At 71.8% G+C, this 21,479-nt stretch carries 25 protein-coding genes; 17 read left to right on the top strand and 8 right to left on the bottom strand.

Going from position 1 to position 21,479, the window contains the following annotated elements; all coding sequences use genetic code 11:
• Positions 1-7 precede the first annotated feature (7 nt).
• On the top strand, positions 8-391 hold the full coding sequence (locus AB4K12_RS21465; protein ID WP_278251586.1) for a cytidine deaminase: 384 nt from the start codon (positions 8-10) through the stop codon (positions 389-391).
• Positions 392-487: 96 nt separating this feature from the next.
• Complete coding sequence (locus AB4K12_RS21460; RefSeq protein ID WP_368435739.1) at positions 488-1,771, top strand: thymidine phosphorylase; 1,284 nt, start codon at positions 488-490, stop codon at positions 1,769-1,771.
• Between the two features lie 87 nt (positions 1,772-1,858).
• On the opposite strand, the gene AB4K12_RS21455 is transcribed toward AB4K12_RS21460, so the two are convergent.
• A complete protein-coding gene (locus AB4K12_RS21455) occupies positions 1,859-4,141 on the bottom strand; it encodes a DPP IV N-terminal domain-containing protein (RefSeq protein WP_368435738.1) in 2,283 nt (760 codons plus the stop codon).
• Between the two features lie 121 nt (positions 4,142-4,262).
• Here AB4K12_RS21455 and AB4K12_RS21450 point away from each other — a divergent pair, with 121 nt between their 5' ends.
• The 3 genes from AB4K12_RS21450 to AB4K12_RS21440 all read left to right on the top strand — a co-directional run bounded on the left by AB4K12_RS21450 (position 4,263) and on the right by AB4K12_RS21440 (position 6,235).
• Positions 4,263-4,988: a TetR/AcrR family transcriptional regulator gene (locus tag AB4K12_RS21450; RefSeq protein WP_368435737.1), complete on the top strand. Its 726-nt coding sequence runs from the start codon at positions 4,263-4,265 to the stop codon at positions 4,986-4,988.
• A gap of 390 nt (positions 4,989-5,378) precedes the next feature.
• A complete protein-coding gene (locus AB4K12_RS21445) occupies positions 5,379-5,867 on the top strand; it encodes a hypothetical protein (protein WP_368435736.1) in 489 nt (162 codons plus the stop codon).
• Complete coding sequence (locus tag AB4K12_RS21440) at positions 5,864-6,235, top strand: peptidase inhibitor family I36 protein (protein ID WP_368435735.1); 372 nt, start codon at positions 5,864-5,866, stop codon at positions 6,233-6,235. Before AB4K12_RS21445 ends, AB4K12_RS21440 begins: the two co-directional genes overlap by 4 nt.
• Before the next feature lie 63 nt (positions 6,236-6,298).
• Here AB4K12_RS21440 and AB4K12_RS21435 read toward each other — a convergent pair whose 3' ends face one another.
• Positions 6,299-6,901, bottom strand: coding sequence for a TetR/AcrR family transcriptional regulator (locus tag AB4K12_RS21435; RefSeq protein ID WP_368435734.1), 603 nt, complete (start codon positions 6,899-6,901; stop codon positions 6,299-6,301).
• Positions 6,902-6,952: 51 nt separating this feature from the next.
• Between AB4K12_RS21435 and AB4K12_RS21430 the strand changes: the two genes are divergently transcribed.
• Complete coding sequence (locus AB4K12_RS21430; RefSeq protein ID WP_368435733.1) at positions 6,953-7,501, top strand: GNAT family N-acetyltransferase; 549 nt, start codon at positions 6,953-6,955, stop codon at positions 7,499-7,501.
• A gap of 70 nt (positions 7,502-7,571) precedes the next feature.
• Here AB4K12_RS21430 and AB4K12_RS21425 read toward each other — a convergent pair whose 3' ends face one another.
• Positions 7,572-8,240, bottom strand: coding sequence for a DUF4097 family beta strand repeat-containing protein (locus tag AB4K12_RS21425; RefSeq protein ID WP_368435732.1), 669 nt, complete (start codon positions 8,238-8,240; stop codon positions 7,572-7,574).
• Between the two features lie 333 nt (positions 8,241-8,573).
• Here AB4K12_RS21425 and AB4K12_RS21420 point away from each other — a divergent pair, with 333 nt between their 5' ends.
• Positions 8,574-9,833 carry a glycosyltransferase gene (locus tag AB4K12_RS21420; RefSeq protein ID WP_368435731.1) on the top strand — a complete coding sequence of 420 codons (1,260 nt, stop codon included), beginning with the start codon at positions 8,574-8,576 and terminating at the stop codon, positions 9,831-9,833.
• Here the strand turns inward: AB4K12_RS21420 and AB4K12_RS21415 are convergent.
• Entirely contained in the window at positions 9,802-10,065 is a 264-nt protein-coding gene (locus AB4K12_RS21415) for a DUF6255 family natural product biosynthesis protein (protein WP_368435730.1), read from the bottom strand. The genes AB4K12_RS21420 and AB4K12_RS21415 overlap by 32 nt on opposite strands.
• Positions 10,062-10,649: an ATP-binding protein gene (locus tag AB4K12_RS21410; RefSeq protein ID WP_368435729.1), complete on the bottom strand. Its 588-nt coding sequence runs from the start codon at positions 10,647-10,649 to the stop codon at positions 10,062-10,064. Before AB4K12_RS21410 ends, AB4K12_RS21415 begins: the two co-directional genes overlap by 4 nt.
• A 242-nt stretch (positions 10,650-10,891) precedes the next feature.
• Between AB4K12_RS21410 and AB4K12_RS21405 the strand changes: the two genes are divergently transcribed.
• From AB4K12_RS21405 to AB4K12_RS21380, 6 genes are all read left to right on the top strand, one after another.
• Entirely contained in the window at positions 10,892-11,770 is an 879-nt protein-coding gene (locus tag AB4K12_RS21405; protein WP_368435728.1) for a helix-turn-helix domain-containing protein, read from the top strand.
• Positions 11,771-11,778: 8 nt separating this feature from the next.
• Complete coding sequence (locus AB4K12_RS21400; RefSeq protein WP_368435727.1) at positions 11,779-11,967, top strand: DUF397 domain-containing protein; 189 nt, start codon at positions 11,779-11,781, stop codon at positions 11,965-11,967.
• Positions 11,968-12,075: 108 nt separating this feature from the next.
• Positions 12,076-12,531: an ester cyclase gene (locus tag AB4K12_RS21395; RefSeq protein WP_368435726.1), complete on the top strand. Its 456-nt coding sequence runs from the start codon at positions 12,076-12,078 to the stop codon at positions 12,529-12,531.
• The gene (locus AB4K12_RS21390; RefSeq protein WP_368435725.1) at positions 12,528-13,133 is read left to right on the top strand and encodes a TetR/AcrR family transcriptional regulator; all 606 of its coding nucleotides are present in this window, start codon (positions 12,528-12,530) and stop codon (positions 13,131-13,133) included. The genes AB4K12_RS21395 and AB4K12_RS21390 overlap by 4 nt, the downstream gene beginning before the upstream one ends.
• Entirely contained in the window at positions 13,130-14,062 is a 933-nt protein-coding gene (locus tag AB4K12_RS21385) for an oxidoreductase (RefSeq protein ID WP_368435724.1), read from the top strand. The genes AB4K12_RS21390 and AB4K12_RS21385 overlap by 4 nt, the downstream gene beginning before the upstream one ends.
• Positions 14,063-14,150: 88 nt before the next feature.
• Complete coding sequence (locus AB4K12_RS21380; protein ID WP_368435723.1) at positions 14,151-14,843, top strand: RraA family protein; 693 nt, start codon at positions 14,151-14,153, stop codon at positions 14,841-14,843.
• Positions 14,844-15,094: 251 nt separating this feature from the next.
• Here AB4K12_RS21380 and AB4K12_RS21375 read toward each other — a convergent pair whose 3' ends face one another.
• On the bottom strand, positions 15,095-15,403 hold the full coding sequence (locus tag AB4K12_RS21375; protein ID WP_368435722.1) for a hypothetical protein: 309 nt from the start codon (positions 15,401-15,403) through the stop codon (positions 15,095-15,097).
• Between the two features lie 163 nt (positions 15,404-15,566).
• On the opposite strand from AB4K12_RS21375, the gene AB4K12_RS21370 reads away from it, so the two are divergent.
• Together AB4K12_RS21370 and AB4K12_RS21365 are read left to right on the top strand one after the other, a co-directional pair.
• A complete protein-coding gene (locus AB4K12_RS21370; RefSeq protein ID WP_368435721.1) occupies positions 15,567-16,055 on the top strand; it encodes a hypothetical protein in 489 nt (162 codons plus the stop codon).
• Positions 16,056-16,174: 119 nt separating this feature from the next.
• Positions 16,175-16,768 (top strand): Uma2 family endonuclease, encoded by a 594-nt coding sequence (locus AB4K12_RS21365; protein WP_368435720.1) that lies wholly within the window; start codon positions 16,175-16,177, stop codon positions 16,766-16,768.
• 118 nt (positions 16,769-16,886) lie between these two features.
• On the opposite strand, the gene AB4K12_RS21360 is transcribed toward AB4K12_RS21365, so the two are convergent.
• Complete coding sequence (locus AB4K12_RS21360; RefSeq protein ID WP_368435719.1) at positions 16,887-18,209, bottom strand: MFS transporter; 1,323 nt, start codon at positions 18,207-18,209, stop codon at positions 16,887-16,889.
• Positions 18,210-18,271: 62 nt separating this feature from the next.
• Between AB4K12_RS21360 and AB4K12_RS21355 the strand changes: the two genes are divergently transcribed.
• Positions 18,272-19,261 (top strand): LysR substrate-binding domain-containing protein, encoded by a 990-nt coding sequence (locus AB4K12_RS21355; protein ID WP_368435718.1) that lies wholly within the window; start codon positions 18,272-18,274, stop codon positions 19,259-19,261.
• Between the two features lie 31 nt (positions 19,262-19,292).
• Here the strand turns inward: AB4K12_RS21355 and AB4K12_RS21350 are convergent, their stop codons facing one another.
• Entirely contained in the window at positions 19,293-19,982 is a 690-nt protein-coding gene (locus AB4K12_RS21350) for an alpha/beta hydrolase (protein WP_368436076.1), read from the bottom strand.
• 293 nt (positions 19,983-20,275) lie between these two features.
• On the opposite strand from AB4K12_RS21350, the gene AB4K12_RS21345 reads away from it, so the two are divergent.
• Complete coding sequence (locus AB4K12_RS21345) at positions 20,276-21,436, top strand: adenosine deaminase (protein ID WP_362263088.1); 1,161 nt, start codon at positions 20,276-20,278, stop codon at positions 21,434-21,436.
• Positions 21,437-21,479: the final 43 nt, after the last annotated feature.

Raw genomic sequence — 21,479 nt, 5'->3', positions numbered from 1 at the left:
CTCTTCCGTGAACTGGGAAGACCTCCGTGCGCAGGCCCGGGACGCCATGTCCCGGGCCTACGCCCCGTACTCGGGCTTCCCCGTGGGCTCCGCGGCCCTCGTGGACGACGGACGCACCGTGAGCGGCTGCAACGTGGAGAACGCCGCCTACGGCGTCGCCCTGTGCGCCGAGTGCGGCATGGTCTCCGAGCTGATCGCCACCGGCGGCGGCCGTCTGACGCACTTCACCTGCTGCGACCGCCACGGCAACATCCTGATGCCGTGCGGCCGCTGCCGGCAGCTGCTGTGGGAGCACGGCGGCCCGGAGCTGGAGGTGGACACGGTCTCGGGCATCCGCCCGCTGGCCGAGCTGCTGCCGGACGCGTTTGGGCCCGCCGACCTGAATCGTTGAAGATGTACCCAAGCGCCGGACGGGCTGATCTTTCAGCCCGTCCGGGTCACTTTCCGGCCCCGGAAAGACCTGAGGACTACGAACCCAAAGGAAAATGTGCTGATGGACGCCATTTCCGTTATCCGCACCAAGCGCGACCGCGGCCGTCTGACCGACGAGCAGATCGACTGGATGATCGACGCGTACACGCGCGGTGAGGTCGCCGACGAGCAGATGTCCTCGCTCGCCATGGCCATCCTGCTCAACGGCATGGACCGGGCCGAGATCGCCCGCTGGACCGCCGCGATGATCAAGTCCGGCGAGCGCATGGACTTCTCCTCCCTGCCCGTCCCCACCGCGGACAAGCACTCCACCGGCGGCGTCGGCGACAAGATCACCCTGCCGCTGGCCCCGCTCGTCGCCGCCTGCGGCGCGGCCGTGCCCCAGCTCTCCGGCCGCGGCCTCGGCCACACCGGTGGCACCCTGGACAAGCTGGAGTCCATCCCCGGCTGGCGCGCGCTGCTCTCCAACGACGAGATGATGGACGTCCTGCGCGACGTCGGCTCCGTCATCTGCGCCGCGGGCGACGGTCTGGCCCCGGCCGACAAGAAGCTCTACGCGCTGCGCGACGTCACCGGCACGGTCGAGGCCATCCCGCTGATCGCCTCCTCCATCATGTCGAAGAAGATCGCCGAGGGTACGGGCTCGCTCGTCCTCGACGTCAAGGTCGGCTCCGGCGCGTTCATGAAGAACATCGCCGACGCCCGCGAGCTCGCCTCCACCATGGTCGGCCTCGGCACGGACCACGGCGTCAAGACCGTCGCCCTGCTCACCGACATGTCCACCCCGCTCGGCCTCACCGCGGGCAACGCCCTCGAGGTCCGCGAGTCGGTCGAGGTGCTGGCGGGCGGCGGCCCGGCGGACGTCGTCGAGCTCACCATCGCCCTGGCCCGCGAGATGCTCGACGCGGCCGGCATCAAGGACGCCGACCCGGCCAAGGCCCTCGCCGACGGCTCGGCCATGGACCACTGGCGCCGCATGATCATCGCCCAGGGCGGCGACCCGGACGCCACCCTGCCGGTCGCCCGCGAGCAGCACGTGGTGACGGCCTCCACCTCCGGCGTCCTCACCGCGCTCGACGCGTACGCCGTCGGCGTCTCGGCCTGGCGCCTGGGCGCCGGCCGCGCCCGCAAGGAGGACCCGGTGCAGGCCGGCGCGGGCATCGAGATGCACGCCAAGCCGGGTGACACGGTCACGGCCGGCCAGCCGCTGATGACGCTGCACACCGACACCCCGGAGAAGTTCGACTACGCCCTCCAGGCCCTCGAGGGCGGCGTGGAGATCTCCCCGGCGGGCACGGCCTTCACGCCGAACCCGATCGTGCTGGACCGCATCGCCTGAGCGACGCGCGTCGATCGAACAGAGCCCCCGCCTCTTCAGGCGGGGGCTCTTCCCGTTCCCGGGGTCCGTCAGCGTTCCCGGGGTCCGTCAGCCGAAGATGTCCGCGATGACGTCGAAGTCGAACGGAGCCGGGGTCAGGCGGTAGCCCTCCGGCGGCTCGACGCCCAGGAGGTTGCGAACCAGGAAGTCCCACCGGCGCCGGGTGACGTAGTGCTCGTAGCCGGCGAAGATGTGCTCGGCGCCGGGCACGATCAGCAGCTCGAAGTCCTTGTCGGCGGCGATGAGGCGCTCGGCCAGGCGCAGCGTCAGATGGGGATGGACGTTGTCGTCCATGCCGCCGTGGACCAGCAGCAGCTTGCCCTCGAGGCGGTCGGCGGCCTCCACGTTGGACGAGCGGGCCCAGACCTCCGGGTCCTGGCCGTCGTAGGTCTCGGCCCAGAACATGAGGTAGTTGCGGTTCTCGTGGTTGCCCGCCTCGGAGACGCCGACCTTGAAGACCTCGGGGAAGTCGCACATGGCCCGTACGGTCGCGTAGCCGCCGCCCGAGATGCCGAAGACGCCCACCCGGTCGAGGTCCATCCAGGGCCGCTCGGCGGCGAGCTGCCGCAGCGCCGCCACGTGGTCGGCCATGCCGCCGGCGTCGGCCAGGTTCTGGGCCGAGACGTCGTGGAAGGCCTTGTCCCGGCCGGGCGTGCCGCGCCCGTCGAGCGCGACGACGACGAATCCGAGAGCGGCCACGGCCTCGGCGTCGGGCTGGAAGAACGCGTTGTCGAAGGACGCGGATCCGCGCCGCATGTGCGGGCCGGGGTAGGGGTGGTCGATGACCGGGTAGTGGCGGTCGGGGTCGAAGTCGTGCGGGCGGTGGATGACGCCGTGGATGTCGGTGACGCCGTCGGCGGCCTTGACGCGGAAGGGCTCCGGGGGCGTCCAGCCCGTGGCGAGCAGCCCGCCGATGTCGGCGCGCTCGAGCTCGACGAGGACCCGTCCGTCCCAGTCCCGCACGCTGATCACCGGGGGAGTGGTGCTGGTGGACGCGGAGTCGATGAAGTACCGCCCGCTCTCCGGGACGGTCACGACGTGGTCGAGGTCGTCGTCGGTCAGGCGGACGAAGCCGGTGCCGTCGAGCCCCACGCGGCACACGGAACGGCGGTAGGGGTCGGCCTCGATCATCCCGGAGGCGACGAAGTACACCACCCGCCGGTCGTCGTCGACGCGCAGGATCTCCTGCACCGCCCACCGGCCCGACGTCACCTGCCGGCGCACCTCGCCGGTGCGCGCGTCGTAGAGGTAGAGGTGTCCCCACCCGTCCCGCTGGGAGTACCAGAGCACTTCGGCCCCGCCCGCCAGCACCTTGACCATGGGTGCCTGGCGCTGCTGCTGGGCGGGTTCCACGCGCGTCTCACCCGTCTCGGTCACCACCGCGGTCACCTTGCCCGTGGCGGCGTCCAGCCGGTCCAGCCGCAGGCGGCGTCCGTCGCGGGAGCCGTTCAGGTGGTACACCGCCGAGCCGTCCTCGGCCCACCAGGCCCACTTGGTGGTGATCGGCGACATGAGCGGCAACGGCTGCGGCCCGGTCTCCGCGCGCACCGCCTCGCCCGTGGCGACGTCGAGCACGACGAACTCGCCGAGCGGAATCCGCTCGTCACCGGGGAACGCGTACCGCTGGGTGATCAGGCGCGGCGCGCCGCCGTCGGCCGGCGCCGCCTCGACCAGGTGCGTCGTACGCACCTCGCGCTGGTCGGTGCGGTGGGTCAGGACGCGCGTCGAGTCGGGCGACCAGGCCAGGGCGGGCGGCAGATGGGGCACGCCCATCTTCTCCAGCAGGACGGTGGGGGAGAAGGGGCTGGTCCCGTAGGCGTGGTCGGCCTCGCCGTCGGTGGTCAGGGGGCGTTCCCGGCCGTCCGCCGAGCGCACCCACAGGTCGTGGCCGCGCAGGAACACCGCCTGCTCGCCGTCGGGGGAGGGGATGTCCAGGAAGCCGCCGGGCAGGCCCGCGCGCTCGGCCTTCTCGCACCCGTAGGACTCGAGCGAGCACCGCCAGTGGGTGTCGAACGCGTCGAACTCCACGTGGCCCTCGGTGGGCTCGATCGCCGCGAACGGCAGCGCGGCCGCGTCCACGTCCTGCCCGGAGGCGGCGGCCAGGGCGGCGGCGAGACGCTCGTGGTCGAACGCCGGCTCGCGGGTGCCGTTCCGGGGGTCCACGAGGACGAAGCGCCGGCCGGCCTCGGTGTCGACGGTGTACCAGAAGCGGTCGCCGCCCTCGATCCAGCGCGGCCGGACACGGCCGCCGCGGACGAGCCGCGAGCGGTTGTGCCGCAGCAGCTGCTCGGCGGTTCGGTAGGCGGTCGCGTCGAGTCGTGCGGTGGTCATGGGATCCCCCCGGAAGTCATGCGTACGGTGTTCGCTCTATGCGCACACCGTACGCACTGCGAACGGTGTGCGCAAGTGTGTCCGGCGCGCGCTAGCCTGACCCGGTACGAGAGGAGGCCCCATGACGGCCGATGACCAGCAGATCTCTTCGGTGTGGACCCGCCCGCCCCGCACCCGGCGCGACCAGCCCGCGCTCAGCCGGGAGCAGATCGTCGCCGAGGCCGTCCGGCTGCTCGACGCCGAAGGTCTCCACGCGCTGAGCATGCGCAGGCTGGGCGCCCGCCTGGGCGCCGGAGCCACCTCGCTCTACCGGCACGTGGCCAACAAGGACGAGCTGATCGAGCTGGTCCTCGACGAGATCTACGGCGAGCTGCGCGTACCGCCCGTCACCGACCCGGCCGCCTGGCGCGAGGCCGTCATCGACACCGCGGGCGGCATCCGCGCGATGCTCCTCCGCCACCCCTGGGCCGGCTCGGTCATCGGCGGCGCCGGCCTGGCCTACCTGGGCCCCAACCTCATGCGCATCACCGACGACATGCTCGCGCTCCTCGAGTCGGCCGGCTTCGGCCTCGAGGCCGCCGACAGCGCCCTGAGCACCGTCGTCGCCTACGTGATGGGCATGACGAGCGCCGAGGCGGCGTGGCTCACCAAGCTCGCCGGCTCCGGCCTGACGCAGGACGAGTGGGCGGAGCGGGCCTGGCCCGCGGTCCGGCGAGCCGTCGAGCCCTACCCGCGGCTGCGCCGGCTGTACGCGCCCGACGGCGACAAGGACCCGCAGCGCACCCGCGAGGAGGACTTCACCCGCGGCCTGAACCACATCCTGGACGGCCTCGAGCCCCGGCGCTGACGGTCTCGAGCCCCAGTACTGACGGCATCGAGCCCCGGCGCCGACCCCGCGTGGCCGCGCTGACGCGCGCGGGGCCGCGGACGGGGGCCGCGGACGGCGGCCGCGTCGCCCGACGAGGGGCTTGATCACCTCTTCGGGTGATGCGGCGCATGCCCGCGCACACGGTGGGGAGTGTGGCCGTGCCGAGCACGACCGCTGCCACCCGGGGGACGGCCCGCATGCGCCAACTCGTCACACACACCGCCGCGTTCGCCACCGCGAGGCGCGAACCGGCCTGATCCCACGATGTGCCTTCTCGCACGGACCGCGGGGCCGCGGGCCGGCCTCCCGCTCCAGACGACCCGCTGTCTCCTGACGGCCCGCTGTCTCCTGACGACCTGCGGCCTTCTCATGGTCTGCCTCCTGGCCGGTTGCGCGGCTCCCGCGCCGCCTCCGCCCGCCCCGGACGAGGTGGTCAAGGCCGCCACCGGCCTCCTCACCGACGCCTGCCTGGCCCGCCGGGGCCTCACCCCGCCGCGCCCCGGTCAGAGCCCCCCGCCCGCCGCCGAACAACGGCGCGTCACCGCCGCCCTCTTCGGCGCGGGACCGGCCGAACTGTCCGTCGCCCTGCCCACCGGCTACGTCGTACGCGCCCACACCGACGGCTGCCTGGCCGCCGCCCAGCAGCGGCTCTACGGCGACCAGCGCCGCTGGTTCCGGGCCTCGGTGATCGTCAACAACCTCCGCCCCGAAGCCGACCGCACCCACCGCACCGTCGCCGAGGTCCGCGCCCTGCACCACGCCGAGCTCGACGACTGGCGGCGCCTGCGCGCCCACGCGCTCACCGAAGCCACCACCCTGCTCGCCGACCCACCACCGACGGGAGACCCACGACCATGAAGCGCCTCACCGCACTCCTCACGGCGGCCCTGATCTCCGCCGCCGCGGTCCTGACGACATCGGCCACCGCCCAGGCGGCGCAGTGCCGCAGCGGCTACTTCTGCGTCTGGACGAACGCCAACTTCGACGGCATGAAGATCGAGCACAGCGGCGACGACCGCTGGTGGGAGGGCGACATGTTCAAGCACGACTCCTCGTGGGCGAACCACGGCGTCTCCGGACCGGGAGTGAAGGATCACGTCAAGGTGTACGAGGGCCGCAAGCTGCTGGGCAAAGTGACGATCTGCCTGGCGCCCGGTCAGGAGGTCGGCTACAACGGCGGCGCGAACGACAGGGGCGGCTCCCACACCTGGACCTCCGGCTGCTGATCTCTCCGGCCGGTCCTACGGGTCGCTCCGCCACCCGGCGGGGCGGCCCGTGGTGCGCCCGGGTCAGCGCGGCGAGGGCGGGGCGGAGGCCAGCGCGGCCAGGTAGTCGTCGAGGAGCCCGGCCTGGCGGTCGGGCGGGAACGCCGTGGGGTTGAGCAGGGCCTGCACCACCAGGCCGAGTACGAAGGACTGGGCGCCCTCCGCGATGCGCGCCGGATCCCCGGCCGGCAGCTCGCCGAGCCGCTGGGCCGCGGCGACCAGGTCGCGCAGCCGGTCGCGGCTCTGCGCGTACATGCGGGCGTGGTTCGCGCTCACGGCGGGATCGGCGAGCGCGGTGTCCCAGGAGGACACCCAGATCCGGTTGCTCGCGGTGGCCTCGGCCGTCAGCGGAAGGATGCCGAGCAGCGCGGTCCGCACGGCGGACAGGCCGTCCCCGCCGGCGGGCCGGGGGCGGGAGGAGGTCCGCTGTTCGAGCAGGTCGAGGGCGTGCGCGAGGAGGTCGCGTTTGGCGGGGAAGTAGTGGGTGAGCAGGCCGGTGGTCGCGTCGAGTTCGGCGGCGACCGCGCGGAGCGTCAGTCCCCCGAAGCCGTGCGCGGCCAGCACCCGCCAGACCGCCTCGGACACGTCGCGGCGACGGGCTTCGTGGTCCCCCTTGGTGCGTGGCATGCTGCTACGGTACATACTCATAACGCTTGTTGTGTAAATGGGGGTCTCACCGTGTTCTCTCTCCCGCTACGGGACAACGCCCGCCTCGCCCCGCTCGAGGCATGGCATGCCGAGGAGTTCGCCGCCCACATGGACCGGGCCCGCGACCACATCCGCCCGTGGGTCGGCCCGGCGTTCGTCACCGACGACCTCGACGGGGCCCGTGGCACCCTGCGCCTCTACGCCGAACGCCAGGCGGCGGACGGCGGCCGCCTCTACGGCATATGGCTCGACGGCACGCTCGTCGGCGGCGTGATGTTCGTCGACTTCAACGCCGCCCTGGGTTCCTGCGAGATCGGCTGCTGGCTCGAGCCGGCCGGCGAGGGCCACGGCCTGATCACCGAGGCGTGCCGCATCCTGCTCGACTGGGCGTTCACCACCCGCGGGCTGCACCGCGCCGAGTGGCACTGCCGAGCGGACAACGAGCGGAGCTCGGCGGTGGCCAAGCGGCTCGGCATGACCCAGGAGGGCGTGCGCCGCGAGTTCTGGCCCTACGACGGCGTCCGTCACGACAAGCAGATGTGGGCGATCCTCGCCACCGAATGGCAGGCCCGGCCCTGACGCCTGCTCGCGTCGCCGGCCGAACGGCTCGACGTGCCGGGAGAGTTCCATCCGACGGGGGTGTTCCTCTTTACAGGCTGCGAGCGGTGATGTTGCCGTAGGACGTGGTCGCGCGGATGGTCAGGTCGGCGGCGCCGTCCGTGTTCTTGAGCGCGTTGTGGATCCGGCCGTAGGCGGTGCCGGCGTCCAGGGAGGCGGAGACGCCGGCGGCGGCGTCGACCGACAGGTCGCCGGCCTGGGTGCGCAGCGTGACCGTGCCGCGCATGGCCTCGGCGATCCGGATGTCGCCCTTCTCGGTGCTGATCTCCGCGTCGCCGCCCAGGCGGCCGACCGCTATGTCGCCGGCGAGAAGGGTGAGGCGGGCGCTCGCGGCCTCGTCGAGCCCGATCGTGCCGTGCGCGGCCTCGAAGGCGACGTCGCCGAGTCGTCCGACGCCCCGGAGTTCGGCGTCGGCCGCCTTGGCCTCGACGCGGGAGCCGGCCGGCAGCTGGACCGTGACCTCGACGGATCCGGAGGGGCCGAAGTACTGGTTCTTCGCGGCCGGGGCCTGGATCCGCAGCACGCCGTCGGCGTACGCGACCTCGATCTGCTCCGCCGCCTTCACGTCGCGGCCCTTCGAGGCGTCCGCGGGCCGGACCTCGACCGTGGCGTCGGCCCGGTCGGCGGCGATGAACTGGATGCGGCCCGCGGGGATGTCGAGGACGGCGGCGATCGGGGCGGCGGTGGCGAACTTCTGCATGATGCTTTCCTTCGGCTTGTCGTTTCTGACTCCGCAAAAGCTACGTTGCGTTCGAGGATCCCGCAACACTCTCGTTGCGAAGAATCGGCGTCAATGCAGGTCGAAGCCGCAATTTCATTGCAATGATGCTGAATCTAATGCAACATCAGCCGCCTGTTCGTTGCAATGAATAGAAAGTGAACGCTAGGGCCTCATCCGCCGGGAACGCGACGAAGGCCGCCGCGAGCGCGAGGTCGTCGACGACGTCCGGTACCCGTCGGTGATCGCTGCCGCCCGGCCGTGCCGCAGAATCGGCCATCGAGGCCGGAATCTACGGGGATTGAGAGTCGCCGAATGCGTGTGTTGTTGCTGTCGTACGGGTCGCGCGGGGACGTCGAGCCGATGGTGGGGCTCGCGACGCGGTTGCGGGCGCTCGGCGCGGAGGTGCGGGTGTGCGCGCCGCCGGACTTCGCGGAGCTGCTGGACGGTGCCGGCTTCCCGCTGGTGCCGCTGGGCCCGTCGATCCGTGAGATGGCGACCAAGGCGGTGACCGCGACGAAACCGGCGCCGCCGACGAGCATGCGGCAGCGCGCGGCCGAGATGTTCGCCGCGACGTACGAATCGGTCGCCGCGGTCGCCGCGGCGCCCGAGGGCTGTGACGCGGTCGTGGCGACCGGCCTGATCCCCGCCGCGGCCGCCGCACGGGCGGTGGCCGAGAAACTGGGCATCCCCTACGTGTTCGTGGCCTACTTCCCGACGTACCTGCCGTCGCCGCACCACCCGCCGCTCGTGTGGCCGGGCCGACCGGTCCCCCCGGACGTGACCGACAACCGGGTCCTGTGGGACCTGAACGCCGAGAACATCCACGAGCTGTTCGGCGAGGCGATCAACACCCACCGGGCGACGGTCGGCCTGCCCCCGGTGGACGACGTCCGCGACCACGTCCTCACCGACCACCCGTGGCTGGCGGCGGACCCGACCCTCAGCCCGTGGCCGGAGCCGGCGGACCTCGACGTCGTACAGACCGGCGCGTGGATCCGGCCCGACGAACGCCCCCTTCCCGCCGACCTGGAGGCCTTCCTGAACGCCGGCGCCCTGCCGGTGTACGTGGGCTTCGGCAGCATGCCCCTGCGCGACGCGCAGGACGTCACCCGGGCGGCCATCGAGGCCGTGCGCGCGCAGGGCCGCCGCGTACTCCTCTCCCGCGGCTGGGCCGACCTGGCCCTGACCGACGACCAGGCCGACTGCTTCGCCGTCGGCGAGGTCAACCAGCAGGCGCTGTTCGGCCGGGTCGCCGCCGTCGTCCACCACGGCGGCGCGGGCACCACGACCACGGCCGCCCGAGCCGGCGCGCCCCAGGTGGTCGTACCTCAGATGGCGGACCAGCCGTACTGGGCCGCCCGCGTCGCCGAACTGGGCATCGGCGCGGCGCACGACGGCCCGACCCCGACCACCGAGTCCCTGACGGCCGCGCTCAAGACGGTCCTGACCCCCGAGACCCGCACCCGAGCGGCCGCCGTGGCCGGCGCGATCCGCACCGACGGGACGACGGTGGCCGCGAAGAGGCTGCTCGACGCCGCCGTCAGCGGAGCGAAGCCGCCGGTGTCCGCGTAAACCGGGCGCGGGCGCGGATGCCGCGTGGCAGGCGGTACGCGATGTAGCTCGCCGCGCTACGGTCCGCCGCGCGGCGGGCGGCACGGGTCGGCTTCCGCGGCTCGGGCAGCCCTGGGGGCCGAAGGGCCCCGTAGTCCGCGAAGCGTCGCGTACCGCAGCGTTGGCAGGTCCACACGCCGTCCTGGCCTTGCGTCCACCCGGCGGAGTGCGGGCAGTCGATCCCCACGCTCATGACGCGTGCACCTCCTGCACGTGCTGCCGCACGGCGACCGTCGCCTGAACCGCCTGGTGCGTGCCGCCGTCATCGACGGCCCGCCGCTGCGCGGCCAGCAACTCCGCGCAGTCGGTGCACCCCGTCTCACCCTTTCGCTCGCTCGACCAGCAAGCCCGGGCGGTCCGGGCCGTCGGCACGCCGAGGACGAACCACGTCGCCTTGCCGGGCCCAGGCCCGTGCGCGCACACTCCCCACGCGTCCGCGCCGTGCTCGATCAGCATCAGGCCACGGCCCGACTCGTCCTCGTCCGTCGCCACGTGCCCCCGTACGGGCAGCCCCGCCGCGCCGTCGTGCACGAGCACCCGCAGGTGCCCCGGCCCGGTCCACTCCGCGACGAGGGTGACCGGCGTCGTGCAGCCTTTCGCCCGGCAGGCGTTGACCGCGTTGGTGACCGCCTCCGATGTGAGCGTCACGGCGGTATCGGCGAGATCGCTCCGCCGCGCCGCCGCCAGCAGCGTGCGCACCGCTTCGCGCGCTGCGCGCACCCATGCCGGGTGGGGTGGGAAGACGAATGAGCAGTCGGGGGAGGGGTGGGGTGTCATTGGGTCTCCTGGGTGGGGGAGAGGGATGCGCGCGGTGGCGTTGCCCGGGCCAACGGCCGTTGACACGAGTGCACTTCCGTGATCCCGACGTTCGGATGGCCGACTTCGACGGTAGTGAGATGTCTCACCAACAAGCAATGATTCACCCGCCAGTTGACCCTTGTGGGTGATGCGGGGTCGATTGGAGTGGATCCCTCCGATGCGTCCTCGGCAGACTGCCAGCAATGACGAGGAGGTTCTGGATGGCACCCAGGAAGCAGCCGAGTGAGCGGCAGCGTCGGCTCGGGTCCGAGCTACGCAAACTCCGTACGCGGTCCCGCATTTCGAGCGATCAGGCTGCTGGCCTGCTGGAGGCCGACCGGGCGCGCATCAGCAACATCGAAGTCGGACGTCTCGATGTGTCGAGGAACCGGCTTCACATGTTGCTGCGTGCATACGATTGTCAGCCGGGCCCGTACTTCGATGCGCTCATGGCGATGGCTCAGGAATCAGGCAAGGGCTGGTGGGACGAGTACGGGGATGTCCTGGGGCGCATGGCTCTTGACCTGGCGGAACTGGAATCGCGTTCCACCAGCATTCGGGCCCATGAGGCGTCGGTCATCCCGGGCATGCTCCAGACCGGTGACTATGCCCGCGCTGTGATCTCGGACATCGTGGGTGATCACCCGTACCTGGAACGATGGGTGCAGTTCAGGCTGGATCGGCAACGAGTCCTGGGGGGCTTGCGGAGCTATCACGCCATCATCCCGGAGTCGGGGCTCCGCATGCTGGTCGGGGACGCGAAGACCATGCGCATGCAGCTGCTGAGGCTTATCGAGATTGCGCGCCTACCGCATGTGACCTTGCAGATCTTCCCCTTTGAGATGGGGCCTTACTCCGCTCACAGCGGTTCGTTCATCCTCTATGGCGGTTCCACTCCGGAGCTGGACACCTTGTACCGGGAGGGCCCGACCGCCGCGGACTTCATCGGGGATGGAAAGGGCATCGCCGACTACGGCAAAATGTTCGAGCGACTTGCCTCCATGGCCCTCGCCCCCGTCGATCCGACGGCCACGCCCGAGGCCCACGAGGCACGGGACTCGCTGAGCCTGCTCCAGCACATCCTGCACGAATTGCGATAGGTGGCCACATGTCTCACCCCGCATGGCAGAAGTCTTCATTCAGCACCGGCCCGGAAGGCGCCTGCCTCGAAGCCGCCCTCACCCCCGGCGGGCTCATACGCCTCCGCGAGAGCGACCGCCCCGCCGACGTCATCACCACAACCCCCACCACCTGGGCCACACTCCTCCGCACCGTCAAGGCCGGTGGGCTGGGGTGATCGATGCCGCCCTGCCGGCGGCCTGACTGTCGATCTTTCCGGGACGGACTATTGGTTACACCGTACACACCGTGTACGGTGTAACCACATCGACGTTCGGAGGATCTGATGTCTCAGCAGACTGTTGCGCACGCGTTCGCCGCATTGATGAACGGCCACGACCCCGATGCCGTGGACGGCTTCGTGGCCGAGGACTACGTCAACCACAACCCGTACGTCGAGGACGGCCGGGAAGCCAACCGGGCCTTCTGGGGCCGCTGGTTCGCCGCCTTCCCCGACACCCGTGTGACCCTCGAGGACGTCCTGGTCGACGGAGACCGTGTGGTCGGCAGGTTCACCTACCGTGCCACCCACCTTGGGTCGCTGCTCGGCGAGGAGCCCACGGGCCGCCCGGTGGAGATGCGGTCGCTGGACATCTGGCGGGTACGGGACGGCATGGCGGTCGAGCACTGGGACGAGCTCAACACCGTCGAGTTCTTCACCCAGCTGGGCCTGCTGGCGCCGATGAACATGCCCGGTGCGCCCGCCGGCGCGGGGAGCCGGGAAGAGGGCGACGCGTCATGACGCCCCCCGGGCAGGAGCCCGAGCCCTCCAAGTCCCGGCAGCGCCGGGAGCGGGAACGTGCCGAAACGCGCACCGAGATCCTGCAAGCCGCCCGTGAGCTGGCCCGCGCCGAGGGCTGGGACGCGGTGAGCATGCGTCGCCTGGCCGACCGGATCGGCTACTCCGCCAACTACGCCTACCGCTACTTCAAGGGCCGGGACGACATCCTGCTGGCCTTCGTCAAGGACGGCTTCGTCCGGCTCGCCGACATCATGCGCTCGGGCGGCACGTCGGTCCAGGCCGCGGCGGCCGCCTACTTGGACTTCGCGCTCGACGAGCCGGACGTCTACCAGGTGATGTACGGCCTCGGCGGCGTCCACGTGCCCTCCGCCGACACCGTCACCGAAGGCGAAGCGGTCGGCGCCGTGATCGCGGACGCCCTGGGGATCACGGACCCCAACGACGACCGCATCGCCCGTATCTGGGCCACCGCGCACGGCCTCGCCGCTCTGCACGCCATCCGCAAACTCCCCGTCGACCGTGCCCACCTGCACCGGCTGCTGGCGGCAAGCGTCGACGACCTGCTCCGCGCCCCGCAGCAACCGGAAGGAGACGCCCGATGACCACCGCTCTCGCCGACCCCGCCCGCTGGACGGCGGACGACATCCCGGACCAGACCGGCCGCACGGTCATCGTGACCGGCGCCAACAGCGGCCTGGGCTACGTCACCGCGCGAGAACTCGCCCGCCACGGCGCCCACGTCATCCTCACCGCACGAAACGCGGACAAAGGCAGAGCCGCGCTGGACAGGCTCCGCGGCGAACTCACCGATCCCGCCCTGGAGCTGCGCGCCCTGGACCTGGCCGACCTGGACTCGGTCCACGCGTTCGCCGACGCCCTCGACGCACCCGTGGACGTACTCGTCAACAACGCGGGGATCATGATGCCGCCGCGCACCCTCACCAAGCAGGGGTTCGAGTCCCAGTTCGGCACCAACCACCTGGGGCACTTCGCCCTGACCGGCCTGCTGTTGGAGCGGCTGCGGGCCGGAAGCGACCCGCGCGTGGTGACGGTCACGTCGACCCTCCACAAGAACGGAGCCATTCACTACGACGACCTCGACGGCGACCGCTCCTACTCACCGCGCGGGTTCTACGCCCAGTCCAAGTACGCCAACGTACTGTTCGGCCTCGAACTGGACCGGCGACTGCGTACGAGCGCCGTCCCGGTCCGCAGCGTCCTGGCCCACCCCGGCTACTCGGCCACGAACCTCCAGTCCTCCGGACCGACCGGGCTGCTCAAGGCCATCCTCAAGGTCACCAACCGCCTCGTCGCCCAGGACGTCGAGATGGGCGCGCTCAACCAGCTCTACGCGGCGGCTTCCCCGCACGCCACAGGCGGGCAGTTCATCGGACCCGACGGACGCAACGAGGCGAAGGGCCACCCCACCCTCGTGCAGCCGGCCGAGTCCGCCACGGATCCCGAGGCCGCCCGCCGCCTGTGGGACCTGTCGGAGCAGCTCACAGGAGTCCGTTACGACTTCACGACCTGATCGGCCTGACCGTGGTGGCTCAAGTCCTCGTCCAGCGGCGGTGGAAACTCCCCCGTGCCCTCAAGGCCGGAGGGCTAAGGTGACGGCCATGCTGAAGGACTTCGCCGAGCTGTCCACGCCGTTGGTCGCGGATGCCTGCGTCCGCGAGGGTGTTCCACTGCGCGCGGCGCCACCCGGCATCCGGGCGGTCGTGCCGGGGCATCGCCTCGCCGCACGCGTCCTGCCCACCCGCCACTACGGAAGCGTCGACGTGTTCCTCGAGGCGTTCGGCCGTGCCGAACCCGGCGACGTACTCGTGATCGACAACGGCGGGCGCGTGGACGAGGCGTGCGTCGGCGACCTGGCCGTGCTCGAGGCGGAGTCGGCGGGGGTGGCCGGGATGGTGGTGTGGGGGTTGCACCGGGATACGCCGGAGCTGGTGGAGATCGGCGTTCCGGTGTTCAGCTACGGCAGCTACCCGCCGGGCCCGACGCGGGTGGACGACCGGGAGCCGGAGGCGCTGACCAGCGCCCGCTTCGGCCCGCACCTGGTGACGGCGGAGGACGTCGTGTTCGCCGACGACGACGGTGTGCTGTTCGTCCCGGCCGACCGCGTCGAGGGCGTTCTCGCGACCGCCCACCGGATCCGGGACACCGAGCGCGAACAGGCCCGCAAGATCAGGGCCGGCCAGACGCTGCGCCGCCAGACGTCCTTCGACGACTATCTGGCCCGCCGCGCCGACGACCCCTCGTACACCTTCCGCCGGCACCTCCGCCGCGTCGGCGGGGCGATCGAGGAGTAGACGAGTGGACGGGGCCGTGATGTCGATCACGGGCCCGTCGGCCGGGGAACCGCAAGGGCCGCTCTCCCGCTCCCGCCAAGTACTAGATCATTTGGTTCGGCGAGATGCGCTGGCTGAAGTCCCTCGGCATCGAGCCGGGTTTCTCCTCGTACCGCTGAGGCGTGTCCGACGGATCGCATGACCGAGCGAACCGTCGGACAGCCCTCAGTAGTGCTTCGCCGGGCCGGGTATGCGCCGGCGCGCCATGCCCGTCACCCCTGGGAAGCGGTCTCCCGGATCAGCGGTTCGAGCTCCCGCCGTACGTAGGCGTCGAACGGCGGCGTCAGCGCGCTGTCGATCACCCGCCGCACGCGGTGCTCTGCCGCGAACTCCTTGATCGCTGCGCGGGAGTCCGCGTCCACACCCCCACCGATGATCAGCACCCCGAACTCCTCGGTTTCCAGCAGCTTTCGGGCCTCCTCGTCGGTGCTCACTCCCTCGGCGTCGAAGCCGTCCGCGTGCAGCGTGGCCAGCACCTCCGTCACCCGGGCGGGCATCCTTCCCAGTACCAGCGTCCTCATGGCCGTTCCTTTCCGGTACATCCACATCGGCTCCCCCGAACCTAGAAGCTCAACCAGACTTGAGGTCAACCCCGACTCTCCCCGGGCAGGCCCTGGACCCGCCGTTTCCCGTCCGGTGAGATGATCAACAGACGGGACGGGCGGGATGCACGGGGGAGTCGGGATGCAGAGCACGCACGGCGGGGCCGCCCTCGCCATCACCGTGGTGGTCGTCGGACTGGTGGTGCGACGGCAGTTGCGCACCCGCCCGGTGCGGCGCGTCGGCTCGCTGATAACCCCGGCGGTCATCGGCGTCCTGGGCGTCGCGGCGACCGCCTTCGGTGTCGCCTCGGTCGTCAGGGACCGTCCGCTGACCGCGATGCCCGTCGTCCTCCTGGTGGCGAGCCTGGCCGTGGCGGCGGGCTTCGGCGTGGCCAGGGCTCGGACCGTACGCGTGTGGCGCGACCCTCAGGGCGGCGAGGTGCTGCGCAAGGGGACGACGGCCACGACCGGGCTGTGGGTGGCCGCGGGGGCCGTGCACCTGGGGCTGGGCCTGTGGATCGACCACGCGGCCGGGGCCGGGATCCTGGGGCCCGCCTCGCTGTACGCGTACCTGGCGGTCGGCCTTGGAGCACAGAACCTCCTGGTGCGCAGGCGCGCCGCCGCGCTCTGACCTCGGGCCGGCATGGCGCCCGGGCCCAGCGCCCTCGTATGGGTGAACGAGAGCGGTGGACCGCTCCGGCGGCCGTTCGGCATGCTGGGGTCGGTGACGTACCGATAGAGGAGACCGCCATGAGCGCACTCACCGTCGACCACGAGCCGGAGCAGGGCTGGGACGATCTCGTCCGGATCTGGCTCGAGACGGACGCACCCGAGGGCTGCAAGGTGGAGATCGTTGAAGGGATCGTCACCGTGTCGCCCGCCCCGGCCAACAAGCACAACGTCATCGCGGAGAAGCTGCAGCGTTCCTTGTACAAGGTGATCCCCGAGGACTGGGGGATCTACCAGACGCTTGCTGTCTCCGTGCCCTCGCGCAGTGGTCTCTTCATCCCCGACCTGGTCGTCGTGCCGGAGGCCGCGCTGGTCGAGCTGTCCGAGTCCGAGCACTTCATTCCGGCGGACGCCTCCTCGTTCATCGTGGAGATCACGTCGAAGTCCAGCCTTCGCCACGACAGGGTCAGCAAGCCCGCCGCGTACGCGCACGCAGGGGTGCCGTTGTACCTGCTGGTGGACCAGTGGGCTCAGGGCGGGCCGACGATCACCCTCTACGGCGAGCCGAAGGGCGACGTCTACCGCGTCCTGCAGGCCGGGAAGTTCGGGGACGAGATCCCTCTCCCCGCGCCGTTCGACCTCGTGATCGACACGGGAGCGTTCCCTGCCGCCTGACCGCACGCCGCATGCCGTACGCCGAAGGCCCCGCCCCCCACCAGGACAGGTGGAGGGCGGGGCCTTCGAGCCTCCGCGTCAGGCCGCGTCAGGCCGGGTCAGCGGCAGCGACCCGGCGTCACACGCGTCCCGCCACCGCCGAGGGGACACGGCGGGTGGCCACCGGGGCGGCGCGGCGGGCCGCCAGGGCCTGGCGGGTGCCGCAGAGGGTGACCGAGACGGCGCCGGCCATGGCCAGGAAGCCGAGGACGACGGTGCCGTCCCAGCCGGCCGCGTTGAAGGCGAGGGCGCCGAGGGTGCCGCCGACGGAGCTGCCGAGGTAGTACGCGGTCTGGTAGAGGGCCGAGGCCTGGGCGCGGCCGGTCTTCGCGGCGCGGCTGACGGCCGACGAGGCGACCGCGTGGCCGGCGAAGAAGCCCGCCGTGATGAGGACGAGGCCCGCGAGCACTGCGGTGAGCGACGAGGTCAGGGTCAGCAGCAGGCCGGCGGTGGTGGTGCTCACCGCCAGGTACAGGGCGCCGCGGCGGCCCATGCGGCCGACGAGCTTGCCGGCCGCGGCCGACGAGACCGTACCGACCAGGTAGATCAGGAAGATCGAGCCGACCACGCCCTGCGGGAGGGAGAAGGGCGCGTCCGCCAGCCGGTAGCCGATGACCGTGTAGACCGCGCCGAAGACGGTCATGAAGAGGCCGCCGATCAGGTACAGGCGGCGCAGCAGGGGGTCGGACAGGTGGGTGCCCACCGTGCGGGCCAGGGCGCGCGCCGACACCGGGGCCGGGCTGAAGTGGCGTGCCTTCGGGACCATCAGCCGGAACGTGAGGGCGCACAGCACCGCCAGGACGCCGACCGCCGCGAGCCCGGCGCGCCAGCCCCAGGCCTGGGCCACCCAGCCGGTCAGGATCCGGCCGACCATGCCGCCGATGCTGTTGCCCGCCACGAACAGGCCGATCGCGCCGACCAGGGCCTTGGCGCGGACCTCCTCCGCCAGGTACGCCATCGCCGACGCCGGCACGCCGGCCAGCGCGGCACCCTGCACCGCGCGCAGCGCCGTCAGCCAGCCCAGGTCGGGGGCGAACGGCACGAGGAGGGCCACCAGGGCGGCGACGCACAGCGCCGCGGTCATCGTCGCCCGCCGTCCGTAGCGCTCGGACAGGGCGCTGAGCGGGACGACCGCGACGGCGAGGCCACCGGTCGCGGCGGAGACGGTCCAGCTGGCCTGACCGGGGGTCACACCGAGGTCGTCGGAGATCGCGGGGAGCAGGGCCTGCGTGGAGTAGAGGAGGGCGAACGTGGCCACTCCGGCGGCGAAGAGCGCGAAGCTCATCCGGCGGTAGCCGGGGCCGCCCGGGACCAGCCGGGTGTCATCGGAGGGAAGGGACGACGCGGTGGAGGCACCCGAACGCATGACGACGACGGATGCCCCGGTATCGGCAGGAGGCATACGGAAACCGTATGGCGGCTGCATCTATGCGTCCAATGCACAGAATGGCGATAATCGATCCCGTGTTGCATGAACGCAGGTCACAGCGGCCCTTGTCATCGCCCGGCAACGAAAAAGACATTCCTGTTACAGCCGATGTCGAGGCCGACTCCTGGGCCGCCACCCTCACCCCGCGCCTCGCGCAGTTCGTCGCCGTGGCCCGCCACGAGCACGTCACCCGCGCCGCGCAGCAGCTCGGCATGCCGCAGTCCACGCTCAGCCGCTCGATGGCCCGGCTCGAACACGACCTGGGCGTCGCCCTCTTCGCCCGCCACGGCCGCACGGTCTCCCTCACCGCCGCCGGCCGCACCTTCCTCGCCACCGTCGACCGCGCGCTGTCCGAGGTGGACCGCGCCGCCGAGTCCGTACGGGCCGACGCCGACCCGGCCGCCGGAAAGGTCGCGTTCGGGTTCCTGCACACCATGGGTTCGGAGACCGTACCCGAGCTCATAAGGGCCTTCCGCACCGACCACCCGCGCGTGCGCTTCCAGCTCGTCCAGAACTACGGCGAGGCGATGATCGAGCGGCTGCGCGACGGCGACCTGGACCTGTGCCTGACCTCGCCGGTGCCGGACGAGCCCGACCTGGTCTCGCGACGCCTCGACGAACAGAAGCTGCGCCTGGTCGTGCCGGACGACCACCCGCTGGCCACCCGCAAGCGCATCCGCCTCGCCGAGGCCGCGGGCGAACTGTTCGTCACCCTCCAGCCGGGCTACGGGCTGCGCCGCATCACCGACGCGCTGTGCGCCGAGGCGGGTTTCACCCCGAAGGTGGCGTTCGAGGGCGAGGACCCGGAGACGCTGCGCGGGCTGGTGGCCGCGGGGCTGGGCGTGGGGCTCCTGCCGCCGCCCGCCGTGCCGCGCCCCGGCGTCGTGGAGCTCACGGTCACCGCCCCGCGCGCCGTCCGCGAGATCGGGGTCGCCTGGCTGGACGGGCACCCCGACACGCCGCCGGTGGCGGCCTTCAAGAAGTTCCTGCTCTCGCGCCGCGGCCAGCTCCTGCTCCACCGCTGATCCGTCGGACACCCCCTTAGGCAGACACCCCCTAGTACCGCAGCGACGCCCCGAACCCCGACGCCAGCGGCATCCGCAGCCCCAGCGGCGGCGGGGCCGCCAGCGCGTCCGCGAGCGGGCGGGCGTAGTGGTGGCCGAAGAGCGAGCCGCGGACGAAGTCGGCCGCCAGGGCGAGCACTTCGGGGCGGTGCTGGCGCAGGGCGTGGCCGTCGGAGTGGACCTCGAAGCGGCACACGTCGCGGTTGACCTTCTTGGCGCGCTCGGCGAGGCGGTAGGAGAGGTCCGGGTCGGTGCGCTCGTCGTTGGTGCCGTGCACGATCAGCACGCGTCTGCCCGCGAGCTGGCGCACCGGGTCGGGGTCGAGCACGGCCTCCGGCTCGGGCAGCCAGGGGGCGATCGCCAGCACCGTCGTGACGGCCGGGTGGCCGGCGGCCCGCAGCGCGGCGCGGGCGCCCATGCCCGTACCGATCAGGCAGACCGGTACGTCGCCGTAGCGCCGCACCACCTCGTCCGCCGCCCATCGCGCGTCCGCCACGGGGTGGGCGGCGGAACCGTTCCAGCCGCGGTGGCGGTAGCGGACCAGATGGACGACCAGGCCCTGCGTCTCACCCGCCCGGGTCAGTCGCTGGACCAGAGGTCGCTGGGCGGCCAGGGTGCGCAGCGCCGGGCGGCGCAGCCCGGCGGGGGAGCCGCCCGGGAGCAGCAGGGCCACGCCGTGCACATCGCTGCCGACGCCCGACGCGCCGAGCGGTTTTCCGAGGCGGGCCGTGTCCGGCGGGCCGGTCCGCCCGGCGGCGCGGGGCCGGGTCCATGGCGGGCTGGTCTGCACCTCCAGCCCCGCTTGCCCCTCAGGCCCCACTGGGCCCATCGATCCTTCCGGATCCCGCTGCGGCAACGCTTGCTGCACCATGGCAGACAACGATGGCAGAAGGACGGGTGGTGTCCACCCCGCCGATGGGTCACCGTTCCGTATCGTTCGCCACCATCTACGCGCGTAGGGGCTAGAGTGCCGAAATGACGAGCGAGACCACCTCCCAAGCGACTTCTCCGTCGGGCACCCGCCCGACCCCCGAGCAGATCCGCCGCGCGCCCAAGGTGCTGCTCCACGATCACCTCGACGGCGGACTGCGCCCGGGCACGATCGTCGACCTCGCGGCCGCCACCGGCTACGACAAGCTCCCCGAGACGGACCCGGACAAGCTCGGCATCTGGTTCCGCGAGGCCGCCGACTCCGGGTCGCTCGAGCGCTACCTGGAGACCTTCGCGCACACCTGCGCCGTGATGCAGACCCGCGAGGCGCTGGTCCGGGTCGCCGCCGAGTGCGCCGAGGACCTGGCCGAGGACGGCGTGGTCTACGCCGAGGTCCGCTACGCCCCCGAGCAGCACCTGGAGGCCGGGCTCACCCTCGAGCAGGTCGTCGAGGCCGTCAACGAGGGCTTCCGCGAGGGCGAGCGCCGGGCGCGCGCGAACGGTCACCGCATCCGCGTCGGCGCGCTGCTGACCGCGATGCGGCACGCCGCCCGCGCGCTGGAGATCGCCGAGCTGGCCAACCGCTACCGCGACACCGGCGTCGTCGGCTTCGACATCGCCGGCGCCGAGGCGGGCTTCCCGCCCACCCGTCACCTGGACGCGTTCGAGTACCTCAAGCGCGAGAACAACCACTTCACCATCCACGCCGGCGAGGCCTTCGGCCTGCCGTCGATCTGGCAGGCCCTGCAGTGGTGCGGCGCCGACCGGCTCGGCCACGGCGTGCGCATCATCGACGACATCGAGATCGCCGAGGACGGCACGGTCACGCTCGGCCGGCTGGCGTCCTACGTCCGCGACAAGCGCATTCCGCTGGAAATGTGCCCGACCTCGAATCTCCAGACCGCGGCTGCCACTTCATACGAAGAGCACCCCATCGGACTTCTTCGTAAGCTGCATTTCCGGGCGACGGTGAACACCGATAATCGTCTGATGAGCGGCACCAGCATGAGCCTGGAATTCGAGCACCTGGTCAAGGCCTTCGGGTACTCGCTGGACGACATGCAGTGGTTCACCGTCAACGCCATGAAGTCGGCGTTCATCCCATTCGACGAACGCCTCGCCATGATCAGCGATGTGATCAAGCCGGGCTACGCCGAGCTGAAGTCGGAGTGGCTGTTCCGCCAGACGGCGACCGGAACCGCCTGACCAGCAATTCCTCATGCCGCCCCGGCCGGGGGTCGGCGAGGCT

Source organism: Streptomyces sp. C36, assembly GCF_040932295.1.
Classification (GTDB): Bacteria; Actinomycetota; Actinomycetes; order Streptomycetales; family Streptomycetaceae; genus Streptomyces; species Streptomyces triculaminicus.
The sequence above is the reverse complement of the archived record's forward strand: the minus strand, read 5'-3'. Positions and strand labels throughout refer to the sequence as shown.

Bases quoted from the DNA above. Each gene is read 5' to 3' on its own strand.
- AB4K12_RS21440 (WP_368435735.1), top strand. From the start codon at position 5,864: ATGAAGCGCCTCACCGCACTCCTCACGGCGGCCCTGATCTCCGCCGCC.
- AB4K12_RS21390 (WP_368435725.1), top strand. From the start codon at position 12,528: ATGACGCCCCCCGGGCAGGAGCCCGAGCCCTCCAAGTCCCGGCAGCGC.
- AB4K12_RS21375 (WP_368435722.1), bottom strand. From the start codon at position 15,403: ATGAGGACGCTGGTACTGGGAAGGATGCCCGCCCGGGTGACGGAGGTG.
- AB4K12_RS21420 (WP_368435731.1), top strand. From the start codon at position 8,574: ATGCGTGTGTTGTTGCTGTCGTACGGGTCGCGCGGGGACGTCGAGCCG.
- AB4K12_RS21405 (WP_368435728.1), top strand. From the start codon at position 10,892: ATGGCACCCAGGAAGCAGCCGAGTGAGCGGCAGCGTCGGCTCGGGTCC.
- AB4K12_RS21410 (WP_368435729.1), bottom strand. From the start codon at position 10,649: ATGACACCCCACCCCTCCCCCGACTGCTCATTCGTCTTCCCACCCCAC.
- AB4K12_RS21415 (WP_368435730.1), bottom strand. From the start codon at position 10,065: ATGAGCGTGGGGATCGACTGCCCGCACTCCGCCGGGTGGACGCAAGGC.
- AB4K12_RS21370 (WP_368435721.1), top strand. From the start codon at position 15,567: ATGCAGAGCACGCACGGCGGGGCCGCCCTCGCCATCACCGTGGTGGTC.
- AB4K12_RS21425 (WP_368435732.1), bottom strand. From the start codon at position 8,240: ATGCAGAAGTTCGCCACCGCCGCCCCGATCGCCGCCGTCCTCGACATC.
- AB4K12_RS21400 (WP_368435727.1), top strand. From the start codon at position 11,779: ATGTCTCACCCCGCATGGCAGAAGTCTTCATTCAGCACCGGCCCGGAA.
- AB4K12_RS21450 (WP_368435737.1), top strand. From the start codon at position 4,263: ATGACGGCCGATGACCAGCAGATCTCTTCGGTGTGGACCCGCCCGCCC.
- AB4K12_RS21360 (WP_368435719.1), bottom strand. From the start codon at position 18,209: ATGCCTCCTGCCGATACCGGGGCATCCGTCGTCGTCATGCGTTCGGGT.
- AB4K12_RS21385 (WP_368435724.1), top strand. From the start codon at position 13,130: ATGACCACCGCTCTCGCCGACCCCGCCCGCTGGACGGCGGACGACATC.
- AB4K12_RS21365 (WP_368435720.1), top strand. From the start codon at position 16,175: ATGAGCGCACTCACCGTCGACCACGAGCCGGAGCAGGGCTGGGACGAT.
- AB4K12_RS21395 (WP_368435726.1), top strand. From the start codon at position 12,076: ATGTCTCAGCAGACTGTTGCGCACGCGTTCGCCGCATTGATGAACGGC.
- AB4K12_RS21380 (WP_368435723.1), top strand. From the start codon at position 14,151: ATGCTGAAGGACTTCGCCGAGCTGTCCACGCCGTTGGTCGCGGATGCC.
- AB4K12_RS21455 (WP_368435738.1), bottom strand. From the start codon at position 4,141: ATGACCACCGCACGACTCGACGCGACCGCCTACCGAACCGCCGAGCAG.
- AB4K12_RS21435 (WP_368435734.1), bottom strand. From the start codon at position 6,901: ATGCCACGCACCAAGGGGGACCACGAAGCCCGTCGCCGCGACGTGTCC.
- AB4K12_RS21345 (WP_362263088.1), top strand. From the start codon at position 20,276: ATGACGAGCGAGACCACCTCCCAAGCGACTTCTCCGTCGGGCACCCGC.
- AB4K12_RS21445 (WP_368435736.1), top strand. From the start codon at position 5,379: ATGGTCTGCCTCCTGGCCGGTTGCGCGGCTCCCGCGCCGCCTCCGCCC.